This is a genomic window from Modestobacter roseus, assembly GCF_007994135.1.
GTDB lineage: Bacteria > Actinomycetota > Actinomycetes > Mycobacteriales > Geodermatophilaceae > Modestobacter > Modestobacter roseus.
The window spans coordinates 573,752-596,846 of record NZ_VLKF01000001.1 but is presented as its reverse complement, the minus strand read 5'-3'; the positions used below and the strand labels follow the sequence as shown (position 1 = coordinate 596,846).

Sequence of the window (23,095 nt, the reverse complement as noted above, 5' to 3'; positions counted from 1 at the left end):
GAGGTCGCGAGTGGCACGCAGCTCGAGCATTCCCTGTTACCGGGCACGTTACCGGTGGCCGCTACCGCCATCGGGTTGTGGACGTCGTCGCCCAACGGCCCCGTTCTGCGTTGACGTCCCAGGAAAGCCGCCAGCCTGTCAAGCGCACTGAACCGAGAGCCGGGCGCAGCGTCGGAAGCTAGTACGCCGGGGCGAGCCATTGACAGGTCAAAGTGACGGTCAGGACACGTCTAGCCAAGAGGTCGGCTGGGTGAGAAGTCCGCGGCTTGGCGGCGAGATCGGCCTTGCCCCTCGGCCGAACAGGAGGACCTCTTCGACCGGCACCACACCGCGACGGCGACCGTCACTGCGTTAGTTCCGAGCCTCCACTGAACCCGGGGCGGGACAGGGAGCGGGCCTCCCGGTTGAGGGCTACGGTGCACACGGCGCGGGGGGAGCACATCGACAGGGACCATGTCGACGAGATGCTGGCGTTCCTGCGTGACCGCGACGTCGTCGGGCCCGTCCGTCACGACGAGGAGTTGGTCCGGCGGCTCTGCTGGCCTGGGCGCGGCCCCGATCTCTGACCGCGGGGCGCGGTGCGTGCGGTGGGGCCTGGCAGGCTCGGGTCATGAGCGTAAGGACGCTGCTGGGTTACTCCCACGCCTTCCTCGTCGCCGCGGACGGGCACGCCTCCGCGGCGCGGGGCAGGGACGTCGACGGGGAGGTCGACGGGATGATGTGCGTGATCGCGCTGCAGAACGCCGTCGTCGGCGCGACCCGACTCCTCGGGCGGGACCACCCGGCCGTCGCGGAGTGCCTGCGCAGGGCGCCGGACCTCAAGAACGTCCGCGACATGGTGACCCACTTCGACGAGTACGCCACGGGCACCGGCAGGCTGCAGCGGTCCACCGACGGCTCCGACGGCCCGTTCGGCTGGACGCCGATCTGGAGCTCCCCGGAGACGCTCCTTCTCCTGACGCGCCGCAAGGGCGAGAGCGACGCGACGCACTACGAGGTCGCGGTCCACGACGCGCTGCGAGCCGTCGCCGCGCTCGTCTTCGCCGCAGCGGAGTCGCAAGGCGTCGAGCCGGGCCCGCTCCTGCGACGGCTCGCCGCGCCGGCGCCGGCCGCCGGCGCCTAGACCTTCCGTCGCTGCTCCGGCGGCGTCGTCGACGGTTAGGGACGCATGTGCCGCAGGGCCGCCGCGAGCCCGCCGACGGGCATCCGCGTGTGCCCGTTCTGCAGCGACTGCCCTGTCAGCCCGAGCCGCTGCAGCGGGACGCCGTCGGCCGCGGGCACCTGGAGCACGGGCTCGACCGGCGTGATCCACGGCCAGCGGTCGGCCTCGTCCTGCGGCGTGCCCTGCGCGACGGCGAACGACGGGTCAAGCCGGGTCGGTGCCACGACGCGGATGACAGCGTTGCAGACCCGGGCGTACGACGCGTAGACCAGGAGCAAATCGCCGACGGCGAACGAAGGACGGCGGACCGCAGGGCTTGCGATCCAGTCGCCCGGCGACCAGGGCCGGTCCGCCTCGGCGGCGTCCGCGTACAGCGCCTTGATCCAGACCTGCTTCGCCGCGAGCCCCTCCGCGAGGACCGCCTCGACGTCGTCCGCGGACTCGCCGCCCGGCAGCCGCGGCGCGGGCACCCGAAGGCCCTTCGCCTGCTTCTCGCACTCGTCGAGCATCGACGACGTGATCGGCCTCGCCGCCGCGCGCCACCCCAAGAGGACCCCGTCGGCGACTGCGGCCTGCGCGGCGTCGAGGGCGACCCCGAGCTCCAGGTTCGGCTTGGTCGGCTCCCCGAGCCCGGACGCTGTCAGATTCCCCGACCCGAGCAGACCCGACACCCCGTCCGCGAGGAACACCTTCGCGTGGAGCCGGTCGGCGTGGAGCAGCCGCACGCCCGCGTCGCGGAGCGCCCGCAGCCCCGGCACGGACAGGAAGCCGCCCGCGGCCGACACCGCGTCCAGCCTCGTCAGCAACGTCCACTCCGCCGGGCTGGCCGCCGCCGCCGCGGCCAGCCACAGCGCCGTCCCGCCGCTCAGGAACGGGCTGCACAGGTCGACCCGCGCCGCCGCCCCAGCGACGAGCAACTCCAGCCCGGCGCGCATCTCCGGCAGGACGTCCCCAGGCGCGGCCATCAGCGCAGTCTGCCGCCGTCCCGGGCCCGCCCGCAGCGGATCGTGCACGCCGCCCTGAAACTGCCACCTCGCCCGGCGAACCGCCCTTCGCAGGGCCTCTCGCGCCTCCGCCAGCTGCCTGCGGGGAGCCCACGTCCCCTTCGAGGACGCTGTCCTGCTCCCCCCACCAGCTCACCCAGCACCCGATCATCAGCCTGGGACCGAACGAGCACCGCCACCAGCTACTCGGCCCGCGGAACCAGCGGCAGTCCCGCGCGCTCACCTCGCGGCGGACTCCACTTCGTGCACCGCACCCAGCTGGTTGAGGCGTTCCAACAGCGCGGCCAGCGCGGCCACGTCCTCGACTTCCCAGCCGCTCAGGTCTGCCTCCCAACGCGCCCGCCGCGCGGCCCGGATCCGGCTCAGCCGACGGTGCCCCTCCGCGGACGTCGAGAGGACCTGAGCCCGTCCGTCCTCCTGGTCCACTGTCCGTTCGACGAGCCCGAGCTCGACCAAGGAGGCCACCTGCCGGCTCACTGCACTCTTATCCATGCCGAGCCGGACGACGAGGTCAGCGGCCCGCAATGGCCCCGCGTCGTCCAGTAGCAGCAACAAGGCGTAGACGGCACCGTCCAGGCCGCCGTGCACCTGCCCGCCCAACCGACCCTGCACCGTTCGCGAGCGACGCAGGAGGAGCGTCACCTCCCGCTCCAGGGCGGCGAAGGCAGCCAGCTCCGGGTCCGTGACGCAGCCAGGAACCCCGTCCACGTCCGTCCGGACGGACCGACGGGAGCTGTTGGGACGATCATCTGCCTCGAAGCCACGGTCAGGTGCAGCGGTCACGCGATCTCCTGTCGTTGCGCCAGGACCGGCGCACCCGGTAGGTGCACGGCTCCCGGCGGGTCTCACCGGCGGATCAGCCGCCGGAGCGGGCCATGTGCCGGGCGGCGCGCATGCCGAACACCACAGCCGGCCCGATGGTCGAGCCTGGCCCGGGGTAGGTACGGCCCATCACGGAGGCGGAGTTGTTGCCCGCCGAGTACAGGCCGTCGATGACCGAGCCGTCCTCGCGCAGCGCCCGACCGTCGCCGTCGGTGACCACCCCGCCCTTGGTGCCCAGATCGCCGATCACCACCTTGAACGCGGTGAAGGGCGCCTTCTCCAGCGGGCCGAGACACGGGTTGGGCCGGACGGTCGGGTCGCCGTAGTAGCGGTCGTAGGCGGAGTCGCCCCGGCCGAAGTCGCCGTCCTTGCCGGCGCGCGCGTAGCCGTTGAACCGCTCGAGGGTGGCGCGCAGGCGATCCGGCTGCACCCCCAGCCCGCGGGCGAGCTCGTCGACGCTGTCGGCTTTGACCATGATGCCGGCCTTGCGCATCGCCCTGTTGGCCCGCGGGTCCAGGGCGAAGGTCCGCAGGTACCGGCGGGCGTGCCGGGCGTCGGCGACGAGCCAGTACGGGCCGTCCTTGTCGTGGGCGAGCATGTGGTGACCGAGGTCGACGTAGGACTCGGACTCGTTGGCGAACCGATCCCCGTCCGCGTCGAGCATGATCGAGTACGGCATCGAGCGCTCGCCCACGATGAAGGCTGGTGAGGAGCCCGGAAGCGGTGCGATCGACCCGCCCCACCACGCCTCGTCCATCAGCTCCACGGCCGCGCCGGCTCGCTGGGCGATCGCGATGGGCCCCCCGACGTTGCCCGGGTTGCCCGAGGGCGCACCGTCGATGCCGTGGTGCTTCTGTCGCCAGTCGACGTTGTGCTCGAACCCGCCGCCGGCCAGCATCACGCCCCGCCGGGCGCGGATGGTCACTGCCCGGCCGTCGCGGGTGATCTGGACGCCGACCACGCGATCGTCCTCGACGACCAGGTCCTCCACGGCCGAGTTGAGCCGCAGCGGCACCCGCCCGTTCACCACCACGGCCTGGCAGAACGAGGTGGCCAGGCCGACGCCGATGCCGGCCAGCCGCTGGCCGCGCAGCATCCCGCCGAGCGCCCGGAAGACGAACTGCGCACCACGGACGAACCCGCCCGGCGTCGACCAGGCCCGGCCGAGCAGCCACACGTCGTCGGTCTTGGCCGGCAGGGGCACCGCGTTGCGCAGGGTGCGCCACCAGTCCCCGATGGCCTTGGAGTCCAGCGGCTCGACCTCCATCGAGCGCCCGACCTTGCCGCCCGGGCGCTCCGGGTAGTAGTCGGGGTAGTCGGTGGCGCGGGCGAAGCGCATGCCGTGCCGCTCGGCCGTCGTGACGAAGTCCGCCACTCCGTCGACGAAGGCCTCCTGCCGCGCCCAGGAAGCGGCCGCCCCCTCCTCGCCCACCGTCGCCGCGAGGTAGGTCAGTGCCTCCTCCCGGGAGTCCCCCACCCCGTCGCGGGCCATGAGGGGGTTGTCCGGCAGCCACATGCCACCCCCGGACATCGCCGTGCTGCCACCCCACTTGTCGGTGCTCTCCAGCAGCACCGCGCTGAGCCCCTCGTCGACCGCCCCGAGCGCGGTGGCGAACGCGGCAGCCCCGCTGCCCACCACCACCACGTCGAAGGTCTCGTCCTGCGTCGCTCCGCCCGCCATGGTCATGCAGTGGCTCCCCTCCCACCGGACAAGGTTGTCCGGATGCTTAGGGTGTGAGCATGGCCATACGTGGTGGCGCCGTCAACCGTGGTCCTGCGGCGGCCGTCGACAACCGCCGAGCGATCCTCGTGGCGGCACGCCGGGTGATGGCCGAGCGCGGCTACCGCGTACCGCTCAGCACGATCGTGCGCGAGGCGGGGGTGAGCCAGGGGGTGCTGTACCGCCACTTCCCCACCCGGCTGGACCTGGCCCTCGCCGTCTTCGAGGACAACTTCACCGAGCTGGCAGCCGCTGCCGCCGACCCCGGGCCCGGCGCCTTCGCCCAGCTGTGGGACCGGTTGGTGGAGCTGACGGTCGAGTCGTCAGCGTTCGTGGAGATGGCGTTGGACGCCCGGGAGGACCTGCCGGGTTACCGCGGCAACCTCCGGCTTCTGGAGCTGGTCGGGGCCACCCTGCCGCGGGCGCAGGAGTCGGGCTCCGTGGACGCCGGGCTGACCCCGGACGACGTCCTGCTGGCGTGGCGGATGGTCTTCGGGGTGGTGGTCACCACCACCGATCCCAGCGAGGTCGCCCCCGCCGTCGAACGCGTGCGCGCCCTGCTGCCCCTCCCCTGACGCAGCGCCGCCAGCACCCCCGGACCCGGCAGGTGCTGGCGGCGATGGGCCGGAGCCCGCCGGTCAGATGGTGAAGCGGCGGACGGCCTCCTGCAGCTCGTCGCTCATCCGGGCCAGCTCGGCCGCCGAGCGCTGCGCCTCGGCGACGCCCTCGTTGGTCTGCTGCGTGCCCGCGGCGAGGCCGGTGATCGCGGTGGCGATGCTGCGCGAGCTGGTCGCTGCCTCTGCGACGTTGCGGTTCATCTCGTTCGTGGTGGCGGTCTGCTCCTCCACCGCGGCGGCGATCGTGGCCTGGAAGTCGTTGATCTGGGCGATCACGGACGAGATCTCGCCGATGGCGTCGACCGCACCGGCGGTGTCGCCCTGGATGGCCTCCACCCGCCGGGCGATGTCCTCCGTCGCCCGCGCGGTCTCCTGCGCCAGTTCCTTGACCTCGTTGGCCACCACGGCGAAGCCCTTGCCGGCCTCACCGGCGCGAGCGGCCTCGATGGTGGCGTTCAGCGCCAGCAGGTTCGTCTGCTCCGCGATCGAGGTGATCGTCTTGACCACGTTGCCGATCTCCTGCGACGAGTCACCCAGCTTGCCCACCGTGCGCGTCGTCGTCTCCGCCACGCTCACCGCCTGGTTCGCCACTCGCGACGCCTCGCTGGCGTTCTGGCTGATCTCCCGGATCGCCGCCTCCATCTGCTGCGAGCCCGTCGCCACGGTGTCCACGCTGGCCGCCACTTCACCGGCCGAGGCCACCACGACGTCGGCCTGCCCAGTGGCGGTCCGCGCACTGGCGGCCATGCCCTTCGCACCGATGGTGAGCGCCTGCGATGCGTCGGCCAGCCGGTCGGCGGACCCGCTGACCAAGGTGAGGACCCCGGTCAGCGAGTCGAGGGTGGCGTCCAGCGACCGGGCGACCTCACCGAGCTCGGCGCCACCGGTCTCCCCGGCGCGCACGCTCAGGTCGCCGGCGGCCACCAGCTCCAGCACCTCCCGCACCCGCCGCACGGGGCGCATCACCGACCGCAGCACGAGCGTCGCCAGCACGACCGAGACCAGCAGCCCGACGGCGATGATCGCCACGGTGACGGCCCGCGCCGAGGCATAGGCATCCTCGGCCTCCTCCGCCGTCGCCGCCGCCGACGCGCTCGCCGCGGCCGTGGCCTCCTCGATGGCCGTGGAGATGGCCGCCTGCACCTCCGACAGCTCGGTCGCCAGCGCCAACCGCGCCCGGACGTCGGTGACCGTCTGCAGCTGGCCACGCATGTCCAGCCACTGCGAGGTCGACGCCACGAACGCCTCGAACGACGTCCGGGCCGCCGGCGACAGCGGCGCATCCTGCAGCTCCGCGATCCCCTCCTCCAACGCGACCGTCATGTCCGCGACGTTCTGGGCGGCCGGGCCGGCCAGGCTCTGCGGCAGGCCGGTGATGCCGAGCAGGTTGTTGTAGCTCTGCAGCTGCCACCACCGAGCCTGCAGGGTGCGCAGGGTGTCCAGCGGCACGGCACCCTCGCTGTAGACCTGGTCGGCCTTGTCGCTGAGCACGGACATCCGCTGGATGCCCACCACCCCCACCGTCAGGGTGGTCAGCGCCACCAGCAGGATGGCCATCAGCAGCCGCCCGCGCAGCCCGACCCGTGCCGCGAGGGACGGGCGGTCCGGCCGCGTCCGGACGTCGGTCTCCGGTGCGCTCTCCGTGCTGGTGTCCATGCCTGCTCCCAGGGTCGGCCCGCTCCATGCGGGCTGTCGCCCTGGTCATCGGTGGGACGCCGCCGGTCTCGCGTCGAGCGTCGAGACAACTGATGGCAACCCCCTGTCACAGGCGTGGGGCCAGGCCCACCGGCGTGCGCGCGGGGCCGCCGTCGCTCCCGCGGTCCCCCACCTCGTGCGAGTGCGACGCCATGGCACCAGCCGTTCCGCCGGTGGGGCACTGCTGCGATCGCAGTAGCCCACATCGATCCGCGGGGACGACGTCCGGGCAGGTCCGACGACCGAGGCTCACTGCAGTTGCCCGACCGATCCCGGAGGACCCGCTGTGTCTGCTCTTGCTCGATGGTGTGCGCGACGACGGTTCGTCGTGCTCGCCCTGTGGTTGGTCGCGTTCGTCGGTCTCGGCGGGGCGGTCGGGGGGATCGGGTCGACGTTCACCGACTCCACCGACCTGCCCAGCAGCGAGTCCAGCGCCGCCTACGACCTGCTCGCCCAGGCCGGGGCGAACCCAGAGGACGGCGGCACCGACGCCGGCAACCTGGTCTGGCAGACCGACGGCGTCCCGGTCACCGACCCCACCGTGGTCGCCCAGGTGCAGGACGTGCTGAAGCGGATCGCCGCCGTACCCGGGGTCGAGTCGGTGGTCAGCCCCTACGACCCCGCCGGCGCCGCACAGGTCTCCCCCGGCGGTGACGTCGCCTACGCGACGCTGGCTCTGACCGAGGACGCCGACACCGCGCGGATCACCGCCCTCGCCGACTCCCTCGACAGCGAGACCCTGGTCGCCGTGACCGGCGGGTCCGCCTTCGACCCTGGGTTCAGCGCCGGCGGACCGGCCGAGGTCATCGGGGTGCTCTGCGCGCTGGTGATCCTGCTGCTGGTGTTCCGGTCGGTGTGGGCGGCCGTGCTGCCGATCGTCACCGGCGTGGCCGGGGTCGGCATCGCGGCGCTGGTCATCCTGCTCGGCTCCAACGTCGTCGACCTGCCCAGCTACGCGATGTCCATGGGCTCGCTCGTCGGTCTCGGTGTGGGCATCGACTACGCGCTGTTCATCGTCAACCGGCACCGCAAGGCGCTGCTGTCGGGGTCGCCGCTGCGGGAGTCGATCACCCAGGCGGTCACCACCTCGGGCCGGGCCGTCGTCTTCGCCGGTGCCACGGTCGTGGTCGCGCTGCTGGGCATGACCGTGCTGGACATCGGCATCCTCACCGGCATGGCGCTGGGTGCGGCGGTCACCGTGCTGCTCACCGTGGTGTCCGCGCTGACCCTGCTGCCTGCGTTGCTCGCCGTGCTGGGCAACCGCGTGCTGGGCCGCCGCCAGCGCCGCGCCCTGGCCGCCGGTGAGCCGGTCTCCGAGCCCGGCGGACGCCTGTGGAGCCGCTGGGCCACCGCCGTCCAGCGCCGTCCCGCCGTCCTGGGCGTCGCCGCGGCCGCCCTGGTCGTGCTGCTCGCCGCGCCCGCGCTCAGCATGCGGCTGGGCTCCGCCGATGCCAGCAGTGACCCGGCGGACTCGGCGACGCAGCAGTACCACCAGGTGATGAGCGAGGGCTTCGGCGCCGGGTTCGACGCCCAGCTGCTGCTGGTCGGGCAGACCCCCGACGACGACTCGCGCACCGCCTTCACCGCCCTCGCCGAGCAGCTGTCCGCCGTCGAGGACGTGGCCGCGGTGAGCGCGGCACCGCCGGCCGCCGGGCAGGAGATCGGCGTCATCACCGTGACCCCGTCGTCCACCGCGCAGGCCGAGGAGACCGCCGACCTGGTCACCGCGCTGCGCGAGGACGTGGTCCCGGCCGCCGAGGAGGACACCGGTCTGCAGGTGTACGTCGGCGGCAGCACCGCCAGCGGCATCGACTTCGCCCAGGCGCTGACCTCGAAACTACCGGTCTACCTGGCGATCATCGCCGTGCTGGGCTTCGTGCTGCTGGCGCTGGCCTTCCGCAGCGTGCTGGTGCCGCTGATCGGCGCCGTCACCAACCTGCTGTCCATCGCCGCCGGCCTGGGCATCGTCACCGCGGTCTTCCAGTTCGGCTGGGGCTCGACCCTGTTCGGAGTGGGCTCGGCGGCGCCGGTAGAGCCGTTCGTGGCGGTGATGGTGGTCGGCATCGTCTTCGGGCTGTCGATGGACTACCAGGTCTTCCTGGTCAGCCGGATGCACGAGGAGTGGGCGCACACCCGCGACCACCACCGTGCCGTCCGCGTAGGGATGGCCGAGACCGGTCGGGTGATTGCCACGGCCGCGGTGATCATGGCCTGTGTGTTCGCCGCCTTCGGGTTCTCCGGCGAGCGGATCATCGCCGAGCTGGGGGTGGGCATGGGCGCAGCCGTCCTGGTCGACGCCTTCCTCGTCCGGCTGGTGCTGGTGCCCGCGCTCCTGCACCGCATGGGCGCCCGCACCTGGTGGTATCCGCGTTGGGCCGAGCGGATCACCCCCCGGGTGTCCGTCGAGGGTGGGCCGGCCACGCCGGCCGAGCACCCGGCGGTCCCGGAACTCGAGACCGCCGGCCGAGGCTGACCTCGACCCCTCCGATCGCCGGCCCGGTTGCATGCTGCGGCCGGGCCGGCCACCGCCCCGTCTCCACCCGTGCTCCTCGAGAGGACCCCCGTGCTGCCCGAAGCGTCGCCGTCGGAGTAACTCGGGCTCAAGTCGCTCAGCGGTCTGCTGGCCCGGTTTCGCGCGGGCGGCGCCGCCCTGCGCATCTCGGTGGTGGGCGAGGGCCGACCGCTGTCCACCCACAGCGAGCTCGCGATCCAGCAGCTCGCTCAGGAGACGCTGGCCGTCGCCACCGCACGGGCCCCCGGTGCAGCCCTCTCGCTGTCTCTCACCTGGTCGGCCCAGCACCTCGACGTGCTCGTGGTGAGCGGGGTGGCCGACGGCGGGCGCGAGCCGCAAACGGCGCCGTCCATCGACGAGTGCTTCCGCCACTCCCGCGACCGGGTACTGGTGGCGGACGGGGTCTGGCGGCTCGACACCCCGCCGGCCGGTGGGTTCCTGGTCGCCGCGACGCTGCCCGTAGGCGACGGTCACGGTGCACTGCCGCCTGTCGGACGTGGCAGCGACCCGGCCGGTGCGAGGATCGACCGGTGACCGGGTCCTCCTCCATCGCGGGGGGCATGCCGCGCCCCCCGCTGTGGATGCGTCACCCCCGGTTGCTGGAGTTCGGCGCCCCGGTCCTCATCGGTGCAACCATCGTGGCCGGCCTCGTCACCGTGCCTTTCGACGAACACGGTCCCGGCGGCCTGACGGCCCTGCTGATCAGCACCGCCGGCGTCGTCCTGGGCCACCGCTGGCCGCAGGCCGGCCTCGGACTGCTGGCCGCCGGACCCCTGGTCGCCCACGCTGCCGGGGCAGAGCCGCTCCTGATGTGGCAAATCGCGGTGTTCGGGACGTTCCTGCTCACCCTGCGCGGCCTCTCCGGTCTGCTGAGCGGACCGGTGGTCGGGATCGCGAACCTCCTTGCTGTCGGCCTCGCCGCGGGCACCTTCGGCGCAGGCGACCCGATCGCCTGGATCGCCGGGGCGGCAGCCCTCGCGGCGGCGGCCACTGGGAGCGCCATCCGGGGGCAGCGGGAGTACTGGGCGGCGCTGCAGGGCCGGACCCACGAGGCGGTCGCCGGCCGGGACGCCGCCGTGGCGCGCAGCGTCGCGGAGGAGCGGCTGCGGATCGCCCGGGACCTGCACGACACCCTCGGCCACGAGATCGCCGTGGTGAGCATGCACCTGGGTGCGGCGGAGGTGCAGCTGCCCGCATCGGCCGTGCCCGCCCGGGAACACCTCGCCGCCGCCCGAGGCAGCGTGAAGTCACTGCTGGCCGAGACCCAGGAGATCCTCCGAGTGCTGCACACCGGCACCGACGGTGCGACGCCGAGTCCGGTCGCCAGCCACCGGGACATCCCGGACCTGGTGGAGAAGGTCCGTGATGCGGGCCTGGAGGTGGATGCCGTGCTCGGCGACCTGTCCCGCGAGCTGTCGCCGCAGACCAGCGCGGCCGCCTACCGGATCACCCAGGAGGCGCTGACCAACGCCCAGCGGTACGGCCGCGGACGGGTGCGGCTGACCGTCGACGTTGTCGGCCCGGCGGTCACCGTGGAGGCGGTGAACGACGTCGGACCGCAGTCCGACGTCGACCGAGCCGGGCAGGGGCTGATCGGGATGCGGGAGCGGGCCTCCGCCGCCGGCGGCCGGCTCGACGTGACCGCCGACGGCGGACGCTTCCTGGTCCGCGCCGAGCTGCCCGTCGTCGTCGAGGGGGCGCGGCGGTGATCCGGGTGATGCTGGTCGACGACCAGGAGATGATCCGGGCCGGGCTGCGGGCCATCATCGGCGCCCATCCCGAGCTCGAGGTCGTCGCGGAGGCCGGCGACGGGCTCGCCGTGCTGCGGCAGCTGGACGAGGCCCGGCCCGACGTGGTCCTGATGGACATCCGGATGCCCGGCATCGACGGGGTCGAGGCCACCCGGCGGATCCGGCTCACCCGGCCAGCCGAGCGGCTGCGGATCCTGGTGCTGACCACCTTCGACCAGGACGAGAACGTGCTGCAGGCACTGCGGGCCGGCGCCGACGGCTTCCTCAGCAAGGGCGCCGGCCCGACCGAGCTGACCGACGCCATCGTGTCCGTGGCCGCCGGTGACCGGGCGCTTTCCCCCAGCGCGGTCAGCGCCGTCGTCGAGCACGTCGTGCAGCAGCGGGCGGTCGACGTCGACCCGGCGCTGGCCGCCCGGTTCGCCGAGCTCACCCCCCGGGAGAGGGAGGTCGTGAGCGCGCTCACCGCCGGCCTCGACGCCGCCGAGATCGCCGAACGCTTCTGCCTCTCCCCGTTCACCGTCAAGACCCATGCCAACCGGGCGATGACCAAGGTGGCTGCCCGGGACCGGGCGCAGCTGGTCGCGTTCGCCATCCGCGCCGGGATACGCCCGGACTAGTGCGCCCGCCCTGACGCGTCGATGACGTGGCGACCTCGGGGTGGTGGCCGCCTGCTCGGGTCGGCGGTCGCCGCGAAAGGGCAGCAACTGCCGGCAACGCGGGTGATCCTGCGCTGTCCTGGAACGAGGATGAGACCCATGACGATCGGTTGGTTGGACCTCGCCGCGGGGGCGAGCGGGGACATGCTCCTGGGGGCTCTCGTGGACGGCGGTGTGCCGCTGGAGATCATGGCGCGCGCGGTGGCGGCGCTGCCGGTCGAACCGGTCGTGCTCACCGCCGAGCCGGTCACCCGGCACGGGCTGGGCGCCACTCGCGTGCACGTGCGCGCTCCCGGGGCCTCGATCCACCGCACCTGGGCCGACGTCCGGCAGCTGCTGGCTGATGCGGCCCTGTCCGGACCGGTCCGGGACGGCGCGCTGGAAGTGTTCGCCCGACTGGCCGACGCGGAGGGGCGCGTCCACCGGGTTCCGCCCGACGCCGTCCACTTCCACGAGGTGGGGGCGCTGGACGCGCTCGCCGACGTGGTCGGGGTGGTGGCCGGGTTCGAGCACCTGGGGCTCGAACGGCTGACCGCGTCCCCGGTGGCCCTGGGCAGCGGCACCGTTCACGGGGCGCACGGCGTCGTCCCGGTACCCGGGCCCGCCGTTCTGGAACTGCTGCGTGGGGTGCCGGTGACCGCCGGGTCGGTGCCGGCCGAGACGTGCACGCCCACCGGCGCCGCCCTGCTGGTGTCACGGGTCCAGGACTGGACGACCCTGCCGCCGATGCGGGTGGAGCGGGTGGGCAGTGGCGCCGGCGGCCGCGACCCCCGGGAGCACCCCAACCTGGTGCGCCTGGTCCTGGGTCACCAGACCGGTCAGCCCGACAACCTGCTGCTCGAGACCAACGTCGATGACCTCGACCCCCGACTGTGGCCCGGCGTGCTGGCCGACCTGCTCGCCGCCGGGGCATCGGACGCCTGGCTCAGCCCGATCCTGATGAAGAAGGGGCGACCGGCCCACACCCTGTCGGCGCTGTGCCGCCCGGAGACGCTCGCCGCCGTGCAGGACATCGTCGTCGGCAGCACCACGAGCATCGGCATGCGACTGAGCCCGGTGCAGAAGATCGCATTGGACCGGCAGCAGTCGACCGTCGAGGTGCTGGGCGGACGGGTCGGGGTGAAGGTCGCCTCGACCGCCGGAGAGGTCGTGAACGTGAGCGTGGAGTTCGAGGACGTCGCGGCCCTGGCTCGGCGGAGCGGGTTGCCGGTCAAGGAAGTGCTGCGGGCCGCCACCGCCGCCGCTCACCGGACCCATCCGCCAGCGCCCGCCTCCGGGGGAGACTCCGTCCCGGTGCCAGAGCGTTGACGAAGGCCTGACCTCGAACGGACGGCGATGGCCGAGGGAGCGGGTGCACGCAGCCCGGTCCTCGACAGCGAGCTCAGCGCGGCTACTGCCGGTCCGGCCGCGAGTGCTGCGGCCACCCCGGCCGCACGGCTACTGCGAACGCAGCAGCGGGAGGTGGTCTGCTCGGACGACGCCCGGCGGCGTCCGAGCGCGCACGCTCGACAGTGACCGACCGGCGGCAGGAGCCGGTCCCACGAAGGGCAGCGCCGACCGTGACGACCTCGATCGACCAGCCGACGATCGCTGGTCGGACCCGGACGTCGATCCGCCGGGCGACGGAGCGGCTGGTGTGCCGGGTGAGCAGCGACGACGGCCCCGGCCAGTTCTTGCGGTTCGTGGCCGTGGGTGGGCTCGCCAACCTGCTGTACGCGTTGCTCTTCCTCCTCTCGGCGGGCGCCGGTGCCCAGGCGGCCAACCTCGTCGGAGCACTCGCCTCCTCGGTGGTCGCCAACGAGCTCCATCGTCGCCTGACCTTCCGGGCCGGTCAGCGGGTGAGCTGGCACGCCGCACAGTGGGAGGGAGGCGGCCTGGCGCTCGCCGGGATGGCGACGACCTCGGTGGCGCTGGGCTGGGTCGGCGCCCTCGCTCCTGAGGCCAGCCCGGTCATCGGTCTCGCCACCATCGGCCTGGTGACCGGGGCCATCGGACTGGTCCGCTTTGCCGCCCTCCGCTGGGCGTTCGGCGCCCGGAGGCCGCGCTGCGCCTGATCAGCCGAGCCGAGCACCATGCCAGGGTGAGGAGATGACGGCAGCGAGGTCGCCGTCGAGATGGCTGGGAGGATCGGGCACATGAGCGCCCCGCGCACCGCCGACCTGGGCTTCGCCCGCTTGGACCCCGATCGCGCCGCCCGCACCGGCACCCCCGAGGTCGTCTTCGCCGGCGGTAAGACGCCCGACGAGACGGTCGGCTGCCTGGCCGGCCTGCTGGACGCCGGCGTGCCCCTGGCGTGGGCGACCCGGGTTGATGAGGCGACCGCCACCGCGGTACGCGACCGCTGGCCCGACGCCCACATCGACCCGGTCGCCCGGGTCGCCTGGGTGGGCACTCCCCCACCGCCGGTCGGGCAGGTGCTGGTGCTGACCGCGGGCACCTCGGACGGTCCGGTCGCCGCCGAGGTCGTCGCGACGCTGGCCGCCAGCGGGGTGGGCTGCCGTCGGGTGGACGACGTCGGGGTGGCCGGGGTGCACCGGGTGCTGGCTGTGGCTCCCGACATGGCCGCGGCCGACGCCGTGGTGGTGGTCGCCGGGATGGACGGTGCGCTGCCCAGCGTCGTCGCCGGGCTGACCGACCGGCTGGTGGTCGCGGTGCCGACGTCGGTGGGCTACGGCGCCGCGTTCGAGGGGCTCGCGGCCCTGCTGACCATGCTGACCGCCTGCGCGCCGGGTGTGCTGGTGGTCAACATCGACAACGGCTTCGGCGCCGGCATCGCGGCCGCTCGCATCGCCCGATCGGCCCACGCCCAGCCGTAGTGACCGTGCCGGGCACTGTCCTGCCGGGTGGTGGGCGCGAAGGTCAGGGCGACCTTCGCGCCCACTCCGCAGGCCCTGAAGCCCTTCAGCGGGCGCCGAGCAGGTGCTCGATCATCAGCTGGTCGACGCGGACCACGCCGGCACCCCGCTTGGCCACGGCCTCGGCGTCGAAGTCCTCGAACGCCGAACGGTCGGCCAGCAGGTCCTCGAAGCTCTCACCGGCGCCGAGGGTGGACTGGCGCAGCTCGGGCACGCGGGCGGCGGCCAGCGCCTCCTGCACCTCGGGGTCGGCGCGGAAGGCCGCGGCCCGCTCCTTGAGCAGCAGGTAGGTGCGCATGTTGGCCGCGGCCGAGCGCCACACGCCGTCCATGTCCTCGGTGCGCAGCGGCTTGTAGTCGAAGTGCCGCGGGCCGTCGTAGGCCGGAGCCCCGTCGACGCCACCGTTCTCCAGCAGGTCGACGGTGGAGAAGGCCTGCAGCAGGTCACCGTGGCCGAAGACCAGGTCCTGGTCGAACTTCGGCCCGTGCTGGCCGTTGAGGTCGATGTGGAACAGCTTGCCCGCCCACAGCGCCTCGGCGATGCCGTGGGTGAAGTTCAGGTTCGCCATCTGCTCGTGCCCGGTCTCCGGGTTGAGCCCCACCAGGTGCGAGTGCTCGAGCTTGGCGATGAAGCCCAGCGCGTGCCCGATGGTGGGCAGGAAGATGTCACCGCGGGGCTCGTTGGGCTTGGGCTCCAGCGCGAAGCGCAGCCCGTAGCCGCGGGCCTCGGAGTAGGCGGCCAGGGTGTCGATCGCCTCGGCGTAGCGGTCGAGGGCGGCAATGAGGTCCTTGGCCATGTCGACCTCGGCGCCCTCACGCCCACCCCACAGCACGTAGGTCTGGGCGCCCAGCTCGGCGGCCAGGTCCATGTTCCGCATGACCTTGCGCATCGCGTAGCGACGCACCTCGCGGTCGTTGGCGGTGAGCCCGCCCTCCTTGAACACCGGGTGGGTGAACAGGTTCGTGGTCACCATCGGGACGACCAGGCCGGTCTCGTCGATGGCGGCGCGGAAGCGCTTGATGTGCGCGTCGCGGGCGGCGGTGTCGCTGCCGAACGGGATCACGTCGTCGTCGTGGAAGGTGACGCCGTAGGCACCCATCTCGGCGAGCCGGTGCACCGACTCGACCACGTCGACCGGCTCACGGGTGGCGGTGCCGAACGGGTCGGCCGCCGGCCAGCCCACGGTCCAGAGACCGAAGGTGAACTTGTCCTCGCGGGTGGGCTTCAGGTCGGTCATCAGGGGAGTTCCTCTCGAGTGCAGGTGGATCAGGAGGTGTACCGGGCGGTCACTTGCCGAAGCCGGCCGTGCGGCCGCTCAGCGGTAGCGGACGGGGTCTGGCAGCAGCTCGTTCATCGCCCCGGAGCGGAAGCCGCGGGGGTCCAGCTCGACCCGGGCGAAGCCGGTAACCGCGGCGAGCAGGTCCGGGCTGACGTCCGAGACCAGCGCGACGTCCACCTCGACCCGCGCCACGTCCTCTCCCATGTCGCGCACCCGGAGATTGCGCACCGGTAGGCCGGCGGCGGTGAGCGCGGCGCGCAGCCCGGCCTCGGCCCGCTCGACCCGCGCCAGGCCAGCGGCGGTGACGGGGACGCCGTAGGTGATCCGGCTGGCCAGGCAGGCGGCGGCGGGCTTGTCCGCCAGCGACAGCCCCCAGCGTCGGGCGGCGGCGCGGACGTCGTCCTTGGTCATCCCGGCCCGGGCCAGCGGCGCCCACGCGCCCCGCTCGGCGGCGGCCCGGATGCCCGGGCGGAACCCGGCGCGGAGGTCGTCGGCGTTGGTGCCGGTCACGACGTCGGCAATGCCCAGCCCGGCGGCCAGCGGGGCGAGCACCTCCACCAGCTCGCTCTTGCAGAAGGAACAGCGGTCACCGGCGTTGGCCACGTACCCGGGGCGGGCGAGCTCGTCGGTGCGCGGCTGCTCGTGACGGACCCCGAGGCCCACGGCGAACTCGTGGGCTGCCGCCCGCTCGGCGGCGGGCAGGCTGGCCGACACCGCGGTCGCCGCGACCACACGGTCGGTTCCCAGCGCCCGCACCGCAGCGGCCAGCACCACCCCGGAGTCGACGCCGCCGGAGAAGGCGACCAGCACCCCCGGCACGGCGGCCAGCTCGGCGTTCAGCAGGGCCAACCGGTGTTCCAGCGTCCTCGTGCCGCACGGTGGACGACCGCGCCCGAGAGAGTCGTCGCCGACGTCCGACAGCTCAGTCACGATCACTCCTCACCCGACCACGAGACCACACCCAACGGCTCGGCCCGGACTCCCCGACCATGCTGCGCGGGCGCGGCCGGGCCAGGGAGCGGATGCCATGAGTTGCCTCCGCCCGCCCTGATTCGCAAGCACCACCGACCCGGCTCGCCCCCGACCGAGCCGCCCGGGTAGGTGACGCCAGCGGGCGCGAACCACTCTTACGACGATCGGATGGCAGCCCGGCGATCGGAGACGGGTGGTCACCAGCGCTGCCCGCCGGGGAGCTGTTCCGGGAGGGCGGCTGCGCGAGGGCGACGGTGCAGGACGTCGCTGCCCGGGCGCCGGTCGGCCCGGCTGTGGTGATCAGGCAGTCGGGGGCGCGGGTGGGTCATGCCGCGACGGTCGTCCGTTCACCGGGCGCGGCTCCGAGCAACCACCGCAAGACGGTGAACCGCACCAGCCCGATCACCCCGGTCACGACAGCCACGACGGTCAGGTGGGCCAGCGCGCCGTTCCCCGGGGCGTGCGTCTCGAACAGCTCCAGCGCAGTGGAGGTCGCCACGATCCCGCCGAGCGCCAGACCGCCCCCCCTGGTACTGGGCGCGCCACCAGCCGACCCGCCCACCGGCGTGGAAGGTCAGCCGGCGGTGCAGCTCGTTGGCCAGCGCGGAGGACGCGACCGCGCCGACGAGGTTGGCCGGCTGGCTGCCGAGGCCGGCGAGCAGGAGGAACGATGCCGCGTAGAGGACGTTGGCAACTCCGCCCACGAGGACGAACCGGGTGAACTGTGCCACCCGGTCGTCCCCGCTGAGCCGGTTGAGCACTCGGGCCAGCGGCCTCGTGGCACCTCGGTCCTCGGTGCCGGAGCGCGGGACGGCCGGCGCAGCATCAGGGGGAGCCGTGCTCGGGGTCCCCCTGACCCACCGGCCCTCCGGAGGTCGCGACCCGCGTCTGGCACGGACCGCGGCACTCCTGAACTGGCTCACCCGCCGGCCCGGACCTTCCGCACCGATGTCTCAGCGCGCGCCGGCGTGTTGGAGCTGCTCGGCGTCGTCCCGATCCGCGCCCGCCGTCCCTGGCGTCGGCATCGGGTTCTCCGGCCCCGGCACGCCGGGCGAGTCCTCCCGGCGCCGCAGCCACCGGTCGACGACCAGGTTCAGCAGCACGCCCGCGGCGCCCCAGACCGCGATGACCAACAGGTCGCGCCCGACTCCGGCGCCGTCGAAGTAGACGAGCGAGCGGGCCGCGTCCACCGCCGCGGGCAGGGGCAGCACGCCCGACAGGCCCCGGAAGAGCTCGGGGACCATGTAGAGCGACAGCCCGCCACCCGAGGCCGGGACGCCGGCCAGCATCAGCACGACCATGACCGGCACGATCGCGGCCAGCCCCAGCGTGCGGGTGAAGACGCCAGTGACGGCGGCCATGGCGAAGATGGTCGCCGCCCCGAAGCCGATCATCTGCCAGGCGTTGCCGTTGACCGCGCCGATGATGACGTCGAAGAGGAACCAGAGCCAGACGGCCATCCCGACCGACCAGCCGGCCAGGTGCGGCAGGAACTGGCGTGACCGCGTCAGCTCGGGAGCCCCACCGCGGAACACGGCCATGATCAGGAAACCGGCCATGATCCAGGCCATCCCGACGTACATGCTGTTGCTGCCCATGGTGTCGGAGTCGGTCAGCGGCGTCAGGTCGGTCTCGGTGAGCGGCACCTGCTGCCCGGCGGCGACCTGGCCGAACACCGCGCGCACGACGCTCTGCTGGCTCACGCCCGCGCCCGCGGAGGTGTAGAGCGTGGCGTCCTCGCCCGGGCCGGCGGGGAGCACGTAGGCGGCGACGACCTCGCCGTCGACGACGGCGTCGGTTGCGGCGTCCACCGATCCGGCCACCTGGAGTTCGACCATCGACCCCAGGCTCGACTGGAGACCGTCGGCCACCTGCTCCGCCTGCTCCTCCGTCGGCGCGACCACGGCGACCGGGAGGTCGCGCACCGTCGGCTCGTGCATGGCAAAGCTCATCAGGCCGACCACCATGACCAGGATGGACAGCGGGAACGCCGCTGCGGTCACGTAGCGGAACCGCAGGGACCGCAGCGGGCCGCCGGCCAGCGCCGGCAGCGGCGCGTCCGGGTCGCTGACCGGCGGGGCGCCGGGGACCGCCAAGCCGCTGGCGCGCTCCTTGAGCAGCGACAGCCCCAGCGACACCACGACCCACCCCGTGAGCGTGAGCAGGTGCCGGCCGAGCCCGTCGCCGTCGAAGTACACGAGCGAGCGCAGCGCCTCGCCCGCGGCCGGGAGCGGCAGCACGCCGTGCAGGAAGGAGAAGAACCCCGGCATGACGTCGACCGACAGCGCCAGACCCGAGGCCGGCATGCCCAGCACGACGTAGAGCAGCATGCCGATGAGGACGGCGAGGGGACCCATCAGCTTGGTGAACAGCAGCTGGGCCGCCCCGACCGCGCCGACCGCCAGCACACCGACGCCGAAGAACCCGAGGAAGTGCCCGTCCACGGCACCCACGATCGGCCCGAGGATGAGCCAGATGAGCGCGCTCGTCCCGGCCGCCCAGCCCAGGAGCACGGGGACGAACCGCCGGACCGCCAGCAGGTGCGGCAGGCCCAGCAGGACCACGCTGAGCGGTACGTACCCGGCCAGCATCATCCCCATGGCGGCGAAGAGCACCGCCGTGCCCGACGAGTCACCCGGGTTCAGCGGGGCGACGTCCCGGGGCTCGATGCTCCAGCCCTGCTGGACGGCGACCGGCGCGAGCAGCTGCTGAACCGTGGTCGCCTGCGAGGGCCCGGCCGCGCTCGCGGTGTAGAGGACCGCCGCGTCGGTCCCCGGCTGCGGTACCTCCAGCGCGCCGACGACCTCACGGCTCTCCAGCAGTGCGATCGCCTCGTCCGCCGACCGGACCAGACGCGGGTCCACGGCGTCGTCCGGGACGGCGGCGAGCGAGTCCACGACCGCTTCCGCCTGGGCGCCGACGCCCACCACGGCCACGGGCATGTCCCGCGGCTGCGGTGCGTGCATGGTCCCGACGTACGTCGCGTACATCATCGTGACCATGAGGAAGGGGATGAGGAACAGGAAGACGTACCGCGCGATCCGGGTCTTCCGGTCCTCCTCCGGGGGGCCGGCCACGGGGGGGCCGGCAGCTGACGAGGCGGCGATGGGCTCCATGCGACTGCTCCTGACGAGGGCGGGCGAGCATCGGTGAGGTGACCGGCTCCGGCTGCGGCGGCGGGGCCGGGACGCGTGCACCCGGGATGAGACGAACTGAATGTAAGTCATGTGACTTAGGAAGTCAGCAGCCGGCTAGCTTGACGCCGGTCACAACGCACGATGTCAGCCGAGGAGGCACCCAGGTGGCACGGTCCGACGCTGCCCGCACGGCCCTGCTGGACGCGGCCGAGCGCCTGTTCGCCGAGTCCGGGATCGCCCAGGCCTCCGACCGGAAGGTCGCCGAGAGCGCGGGCAACACCAACCACTCCGCCGTGCGGTACTACTTCGGCGGCCGGGAAGGTCTCCTCCAGGCGCTGATCACCCGCCACCTCGCACCCCTGGAGGAGCCGCGACGGGCGATGTTCGCCCGGTCCGACTCGGTGCTCGGGGACGTCCGCAGCCTGGTGGTCCCGTTCACCGACGCACTGGCCGCGCTGCCCCAGCCGAGCAGCCGCGCCCGCTTCCTCGCCCAGGCGCTGCACGACCCGGCCACCGCAGACCTCCTGCGGGAGTCCGCCAGCCTGGCCCCGTCGGCGGCAGCAATCGTGCACTCCGCGGTCGACCGCCTCCACCACCTGGACCGACACGTCATCACGGGGCGGGCTCGGCTGATGACCCGCATCGTCTCGACGACGTGCGCGGACGTCGAGAAACAGTCCGAGCGGGACGGCACGATCACCTCCTGGCACGAGGTGGGCGACTTCCTCGCCGACGCGATCGCCGGGATGCTGTCGGCTCCCATCACTCACCGACACCGCCCCACCCTGGGCCTCACCGACCACCGGGCCGCCCCGGTGCTGTAACGGGCAGGGGTCGTGCCGCGACGGACGGAGTCGAGCCGCTCGGCGGTCCACAGCCGACCGACGACCTGGCGCCCGATGGCGCCAACAGCGCCGCGGGACAGGGCCACCGGCCTCCCGCCCCCTTCCTGCCCCGCCACCGCGCCGCCGGCCACTGCCGGCCACTGCCGGCCACCGCCGGCCCAGCTTCTCCACCGACCGCTTGCTCACCCCCGCGGCGCGGTCGCTGGAACCACCTGTCGACACCCGTCGGAAGCAGTCCTCTCCGATCAGGTGCCGAGCACCCATCGGGTCCGTTCGTCTTGACTTTCGATGTAAACAACGTTTACTCCTGGTCGGGCACCGAGCGGGCACCCACCCGCTCGACCACCGAGCCGAGGAGCAGAAATGTCGTTGAACGGACGAGTCGCGGTCGTGACCGGCGGTAGCCGTGGGATCGGTCGCGCGATCGCCACGACGCTCGCGGCGCAGGGAGCCGCGGTGGCCGTCTGGGATCTCAACGCCGATGGGGCCGATGAGACCGTTGCAGCCATCCGGGCCGCCGGAGGAACCGCGATCGCGTGTTCGGGCGATGCGTCCGACCGGGCGACGATCGCGGCATCGGCTGCTCGGACGCGCCAGGAGCTCGGTCAGGTGACGATCCTGGTGAACAACGCGGGGATCAGCGGGTTCGAACCGTTCCTCAGCATCACCGAGGAGTCCTGGAACCGGATGATGACGATCAACCTGAAGGGCCCGTTCCTCTGCACCCAGGAACTGCTGCCCGACATGCTGGCCGCCCACTGGGGCCGCGTCATCAACATCTCCTCGTCGTCGGCGCAGACCGGAGCGCCCGCGATGGGCCACTACGCCGCGTCCAAGGGTGGCGTCATCGGGTTCACCAAGGCGCTCGCGATGGAGTACGCCCCCGCGGGCATCACGGTGAACAACGTGCCCCCGGGATTCGTGGACACCCCGATGCTGCGCGAGTCGCCGGTCGACGTCGACGACCACGCGACGACCACCCCCATGCGGCGGGCGGGCAAGCCGGAGGACATCGCCCACGCCGTGGCCTACCTGGCATCGGACGAGGCCGGCTACGTCACGGGGCAGACGATCAGTGTGAACGGCGGCCGGTACCTGGTCTGAGCTGCTTCTCTCCGATGGTGGCCGGCCCCCCGGTACCGTGGCGCGCCACCGACGATCGGAGTCGAGCAGATGGCCGCACCGCCGACGGTCCCGCCGGAACCGGGCCGGCTGGACCGTTCCGCCGCCGTGAAGAGCAGGATCCGCGCGTCAGCCCGCGTGCTCTTCGGCCGGGACGGGTTCGAGGCGACCGGCATCCGCGACATCGCCGCGGATGCCGACGTGAACCCCGCGCTGGTGATCCGTCACTTCGGGAGCAAAGAGCAGCTCTTCATCGAGACGGTCGGCGCCGACGCGAGCTGGGGTGACGTGCTGGACGGCCCGCTCGACCAGCTCGGGACCCGGGCCGTGCGGGCCATCCTCGACGGCCACCGGCACGGCCACCGCGCCTTCGGCGCGATCGTGCGCGCCTCGGGTCGGCCGGACATCCACGCCACGCTCAGGAACTCCATCGCCACGCAGCTGTCCGGACCCCTGGAAGCTGCCCTGCCCGGCCCTGACGCCGCCTTGCGCGCCCACCTCTTCTGCGCGCAGTTCATCGGACTGATGGTGGCACTGTCGGTGTACGACGACGACTACCTCGCGACCGCACCGGCCGAGAGCGTCGTCGAGCTCTACGGCGGCGCCTTGCAGCTGACGCTCTCGCACCCGACCCCCGTGTCCTTGCGTCCGCGGCACGACGGGGTCGCCGCAGCCCGCGGCATCGACGGGTGACCGCTGCCCGGTTGCTCGGTGGCGTCAGCTCTCCGGCAGGTCGGTGCTGAACGCGGACCCGGCGGCCGACAGTGAGGATGGGGTTGGCGTCATCGGGGGTCGTCTGACCCGGTGTGCTGACCGACGCGAAGGTTGTCTTGGCTGAGATCTGTCGGCGGCTCCTGGTGCCGCTGGTGCGCACGTCCGGACGGGCGGCCGTGACCTCATAGGAGCCTGTGCGAGAGGCGCCCGTCACTGTCTTGTCCGACCAGCC

General features: G+C 73.1%; 20 protein-coding genes. 12 read left to right on the top strand and 8 right to left on the bottom strand.

Annotated features, from left to right (window positions below):
• Positions 1-610 precede the first annotated feature (610 nt).
• Positions 611-1,123 (top strand): hypothetical protein, encoded by a 513-nt coding sequence (locus JD78_RS02920; protein ID WP_153360641.1) that lies wholly within the window; start codon positions 611-613, stop codon positions 1,121-1,123.
• A gap of 35 nt (positions 1,124-1,158) precedes the next feature.
• Here JD78_RS02920 and JD78_RS02915 read toward each other — a convergent pair whose 3' ends face one another.
• The 3 genes from JD78_RS02915 to JD78_RS02905 form a co-directional block, all read right to left on the bottom strand.
• On the bottom strand, positions 1,159-2,127 hold the full coding sequence (locus tag JD78_RS02915) for a phospholipase D-like domain-containing protein (RefSeq protein WP_153360639.1): 969 nt from the start codon (positions 2,125-2,127) through the stop codon (positions 1,159-1,161).
• A gap of 258 nt (positions 2,128-2,385) precedes the next feature.
• Positions 2,386-2,949 (bottom strand): MarR family winged helix-turn-helix transcriptional regulator, encoded by a 564-nt coding sequence (locus tag JD78_RS02910; protein ID WP_228395177.1) that lies wholly within the window; start codon positions 2,947-2,949, stop codon positions 2,386-2,388.
• Positions 2,950-3,022: 73 nt separating this feature from the next.
• A complete protein-coding gene (locus tag JD78_RS02905) occupies positions 3,023-4,675 on the bottom strand; it encodes an FAD-binding protein (RefSeq protein WP_208103968.1) in 1,653 nt (550 codons plus the stop codon).
• 53 nt (positions 4,676-4,728) lie between these two features.
• On the opposite strand from JD78_RS02905, the gene JD78_RS02900 reads away from it, so the two are divergent.
• On the top strand, positions 4,729-5,283 hold the full coding sequence (locus tag JD78_RS02900; protein ID WP_153360637.1) for a TetR/AcrR family transcriptional regulator: 555 nt from the start codon (positions 4,729-4,731) through the stop codon (positions 5,281-5,283).
• Positions 5,284-5,346: 63 nt separating this feature from the next.
• On the opposite strand, the gene JD78_RS02895 is transcribed toward JD78_RS02900, so the two are convergent.
• Positions 5,347-6,981 carry a methyl-accepting chemotaxis protein gene (locus tag JD78_RS02895; protein ID WP_208103967.1) on the bottom strand — a complete coding sequence of 545 codons (1,635 nt, stop codon included), beginning with the start codon at positions 6,979-6,981 and terminating at the stop codon, positions 5,347-5,349.
• A 367-nt stretch (positions 6,982-7,348) separates the two neighbouring features.
• On the opposite strand from JD78_RS02895, the gene JD78_RS02890 reads away from it, so the two are divergent.
• The 7 genes from JD78_RS02890 (at position 7,349) to larB (ending at position 14,755) form a co-directional block, all read left to right on the top strand.
• Positions 7,349-9,493 carry an MMPL family transporter gene (locus tag JD78_RS02890; protein ID WP_208103966.1) on the top strand — a complete coding sequence of 715 codons (2,145 nt, stop codon included), beginning with the start codon at positions 7,349-7,351 and terminating at the stop codon, positions 9,491-9,493.
• A 192-nt stretch (positions 9,494-9,685) separates the two neighbouring features.
• Positions 9,686-10,066: a sensor histidine kinase gene (locus tag JD78_RS02885; RefSeq protein WP_153360633.1), complete on the top strand. Its 381-nt coding sequence runs from the start codon at positions 9,686-9,688 to the stop codon at positions 10,064-10,066.
• Positions 10,063-11,241, top strand: a complete 1,179-nt coding sequence (locus JD78_RS02880; protein WP_153360631.1) for a sensor histidine kinase — start codon at positions 10,063-10,065, stop codon at positions 11,239-11,241. The genes JD78_RS02885 and JD78_RS02880 overlap by 4 nt, the downstream gene beginning before the upstream one ends.
• Positions 11,238-11,900 (top strand): response regulator transcription factor, encoded by a 663-nt coding sequence (locus JD78_RS02875; protein WP_153360629.1) that lies wholly within the window; start codon positions 11,238-11,240, stop codon positions 11,898-11,900. The genes JD78_RS02880 and JD78_RS02875 overlap by 4 nt, the downstream gene beginning before the upstream one ends.
• Positions 11,901-12,038: 138 nt before the next feature.
• Positions 12,039-13,247, top strand: a complete 1,209-nt coding sequence (gene larC / locus JD78_RS02870; protein ID WP_153360627.1) for a nickel pincer cofactor biosynthesis protein LarC — start codon at positions 12,039-12,041, stop codon at positions 13,245-13,247.
• 251 nt (positions 13,248-13,498) lie between these two features.
• Positions 13,499-13,993: a GtrA family protein gene (locus JD78_RS02865; RefSeq protein WP_243730964.1), complete on the top strand. Its 495-nt coding sequence runs from the start codon at positions 13,499-13,501 to the stop codon at positions 13,991-13,993.
• Between the two features lie 81 nt (positions 13,994-14,074).
• Positions 14,075-14,755: a nickel pincer cofactor biosynthesis protein LarB gene (larB, locus tag JD78_RS02860; RefSeq protein ID WP_153360624.1), complete on the top strand. Its 681-nt coding sequence runs from the start codon at positions 14,075-14,077 to the stop codon at positions 14,753-14,755.
• An 85-nt stretch (positions 14,756-14,840) separates the two neighbouring features.
• Here the strand turns inward: larB and xylA are convergent, their stop codons facing one another.
• The 4 genes from xylA to JD78_RS02840 form a co-directional block, all read right to left on the bottom strand.
• Positions 14,841-16,031: a xylose isomerase gene (gene xylA / locus JD78_RS02855; protein WP_166520940.1), complete on the bottom strand. Its 1,191-nt coding sequence runs from the start codon at positions 16,029-16,031 to the stop codon at positions 14,841-14,843.
• Between the two features lie 78 nt (positions 16,032-16,109).
• Positions 16,110-17,003 carry an ATP-dependent sacrificial sulfur transferase LarE gene (larE, locus tag JD78_RS02850; RefSeq protein ID WP_228395129.1) on the bottom strand — a complete coding sequence of 298 codons (894 nt, stop codon included), beginning with the start codon at positions 17,001-17,003 and terminating at the stop codon, positions 16,110-16,112.
• 367 nt (positions 17,004-17,370) lie between these two features.
• Complete coding sequence (locus JD78_RS21645) at positions 17,371-17,544, bottom strand: hypothetical protein (RefSeq protein WP_208103965.1); 174 nt, start codon at positions 17,542-17,544, stop codon at positions 17,371-17,373.
• Between the two features lie 454 nt (positions 17,545-17,998).
• Positions 17,999-20,122: an ABC transporter permease gene (locus JD78_RS02840; protein WP_208103964.1), complete on the bottom strand. Its 2,124-nt coding sequence runs from the start codon at positions 20,120-20,122 to the stop codon at positions 17,999-18,001.
• 224 nt (positions 20,123-20,346) lie between these two features.
• Between JD78_RS02840 and JD78_RS02835 the strand changes: the two genes are divergently transcribed.
• The 3 genes from JD78_RS02835 to JD78_RS02825 all read left to right on the top strand — a co-directional run bounded on the left by JD78_RS02835 (position 20,347) and on the right by JD78_RS02825 (position 22,842).
• The gene (locus JD78_RS02835) at positions 20,347-21,006 is read left to right on the top strand and encodes a TetR family transcriptional regulator (protein WP_153359957.1); all 660 of its coding nucleotides are present in this window, start codon (positions 20,347-20,349) and stop codon (positions 21,004-21,006) included.
• A 384-nt stretch (positions 21,007-21,390) separates the two neighbouring features.
• A complete protein-coding gene (locus JD78_RS02830; RefSeq protein ID WP_153359959.1) occupies positions 21,391-22,131 on the top strand; it encodes an SDR family NAD(P)-dependent oxidoreductase in 741 nt (246 codons plus the stop codon).
• Between the two features lie 126 nt (positions 22,132-22,257).
• Positions 22,258-22,842: a TetR/AcrR family transcriptional regulator gene (locus JD78_RS02825; RefSeq protein WP_166520939.1), complete on the top strand. Its 585-nt coding sequence runs from the start codon at positions 22,258-22,260 to the stop codon at positions 22,840-22,842.
• Positions 22,843-23,095: the final 253 nt, after the last annotated feature.

Coding starts and splice junctions, on each gene's coding strand:
- JD78_RS02920 (WP_153360641.1), top strand. CDS start 611: ATGAGCGTAAGGACGCTGCTGGGTTACTCCCACGCCTTCCTCGTCGCC.
- JD78_RS02915 (WP_153360639.1), bottom strand. CDS start 2,127: ATGGCCGCGCCTGGGGACGTCCTGCCGGAGATGCGCGCCGGGCTGGAG.
- JD78_RS02905 (WP_208103968.1), bottom strand. CDS start 4,675: ATGACCATGGCGGGCGGAGCGACGCAGGACGAGACCTTCGACGTGGTG.
- JD78_RS02900 (WP_153360637.1), top strand. CDS start 4,729: ATGGCCATACGTGGTGGCGCCGTCAACCGTGGTCCTGCGGCGGCCGTC.
- JD78_RS02895 (WP_208103967.1), bottom strand. CDS start 6,981: ATGGACACCAGCACGGAGAGCGCACCGGAGACCGACGTCCGGACGCGG.
- larC (WP_153360627.1), top strand. CDS start 12,039: ATGACGATCGGTTGGTTGGACCTCGCCGCGGGGGCGAGCGGGGACATG.
- larB (WP_153360624.1), top strand. CDS start 14,075: ATGAGCGCCCCGCGCACCGCCGACCTGGGCTTCGCCCGCTTGGACCCC.
- xylA (WP_166520940.1), bottom strand. CDS start 16,031: ATGACCGACCTGAAGCCCACCCGCGAGGACAAGTTCACCTTCGGTCTC.
- JD78_RS02830 (WP_153359959.1), top strand. CDS start 21,391: ATGTCGTTGAACGGACGAGTCGCGGTCGTGACCGGCGGTAGCCGTGGG.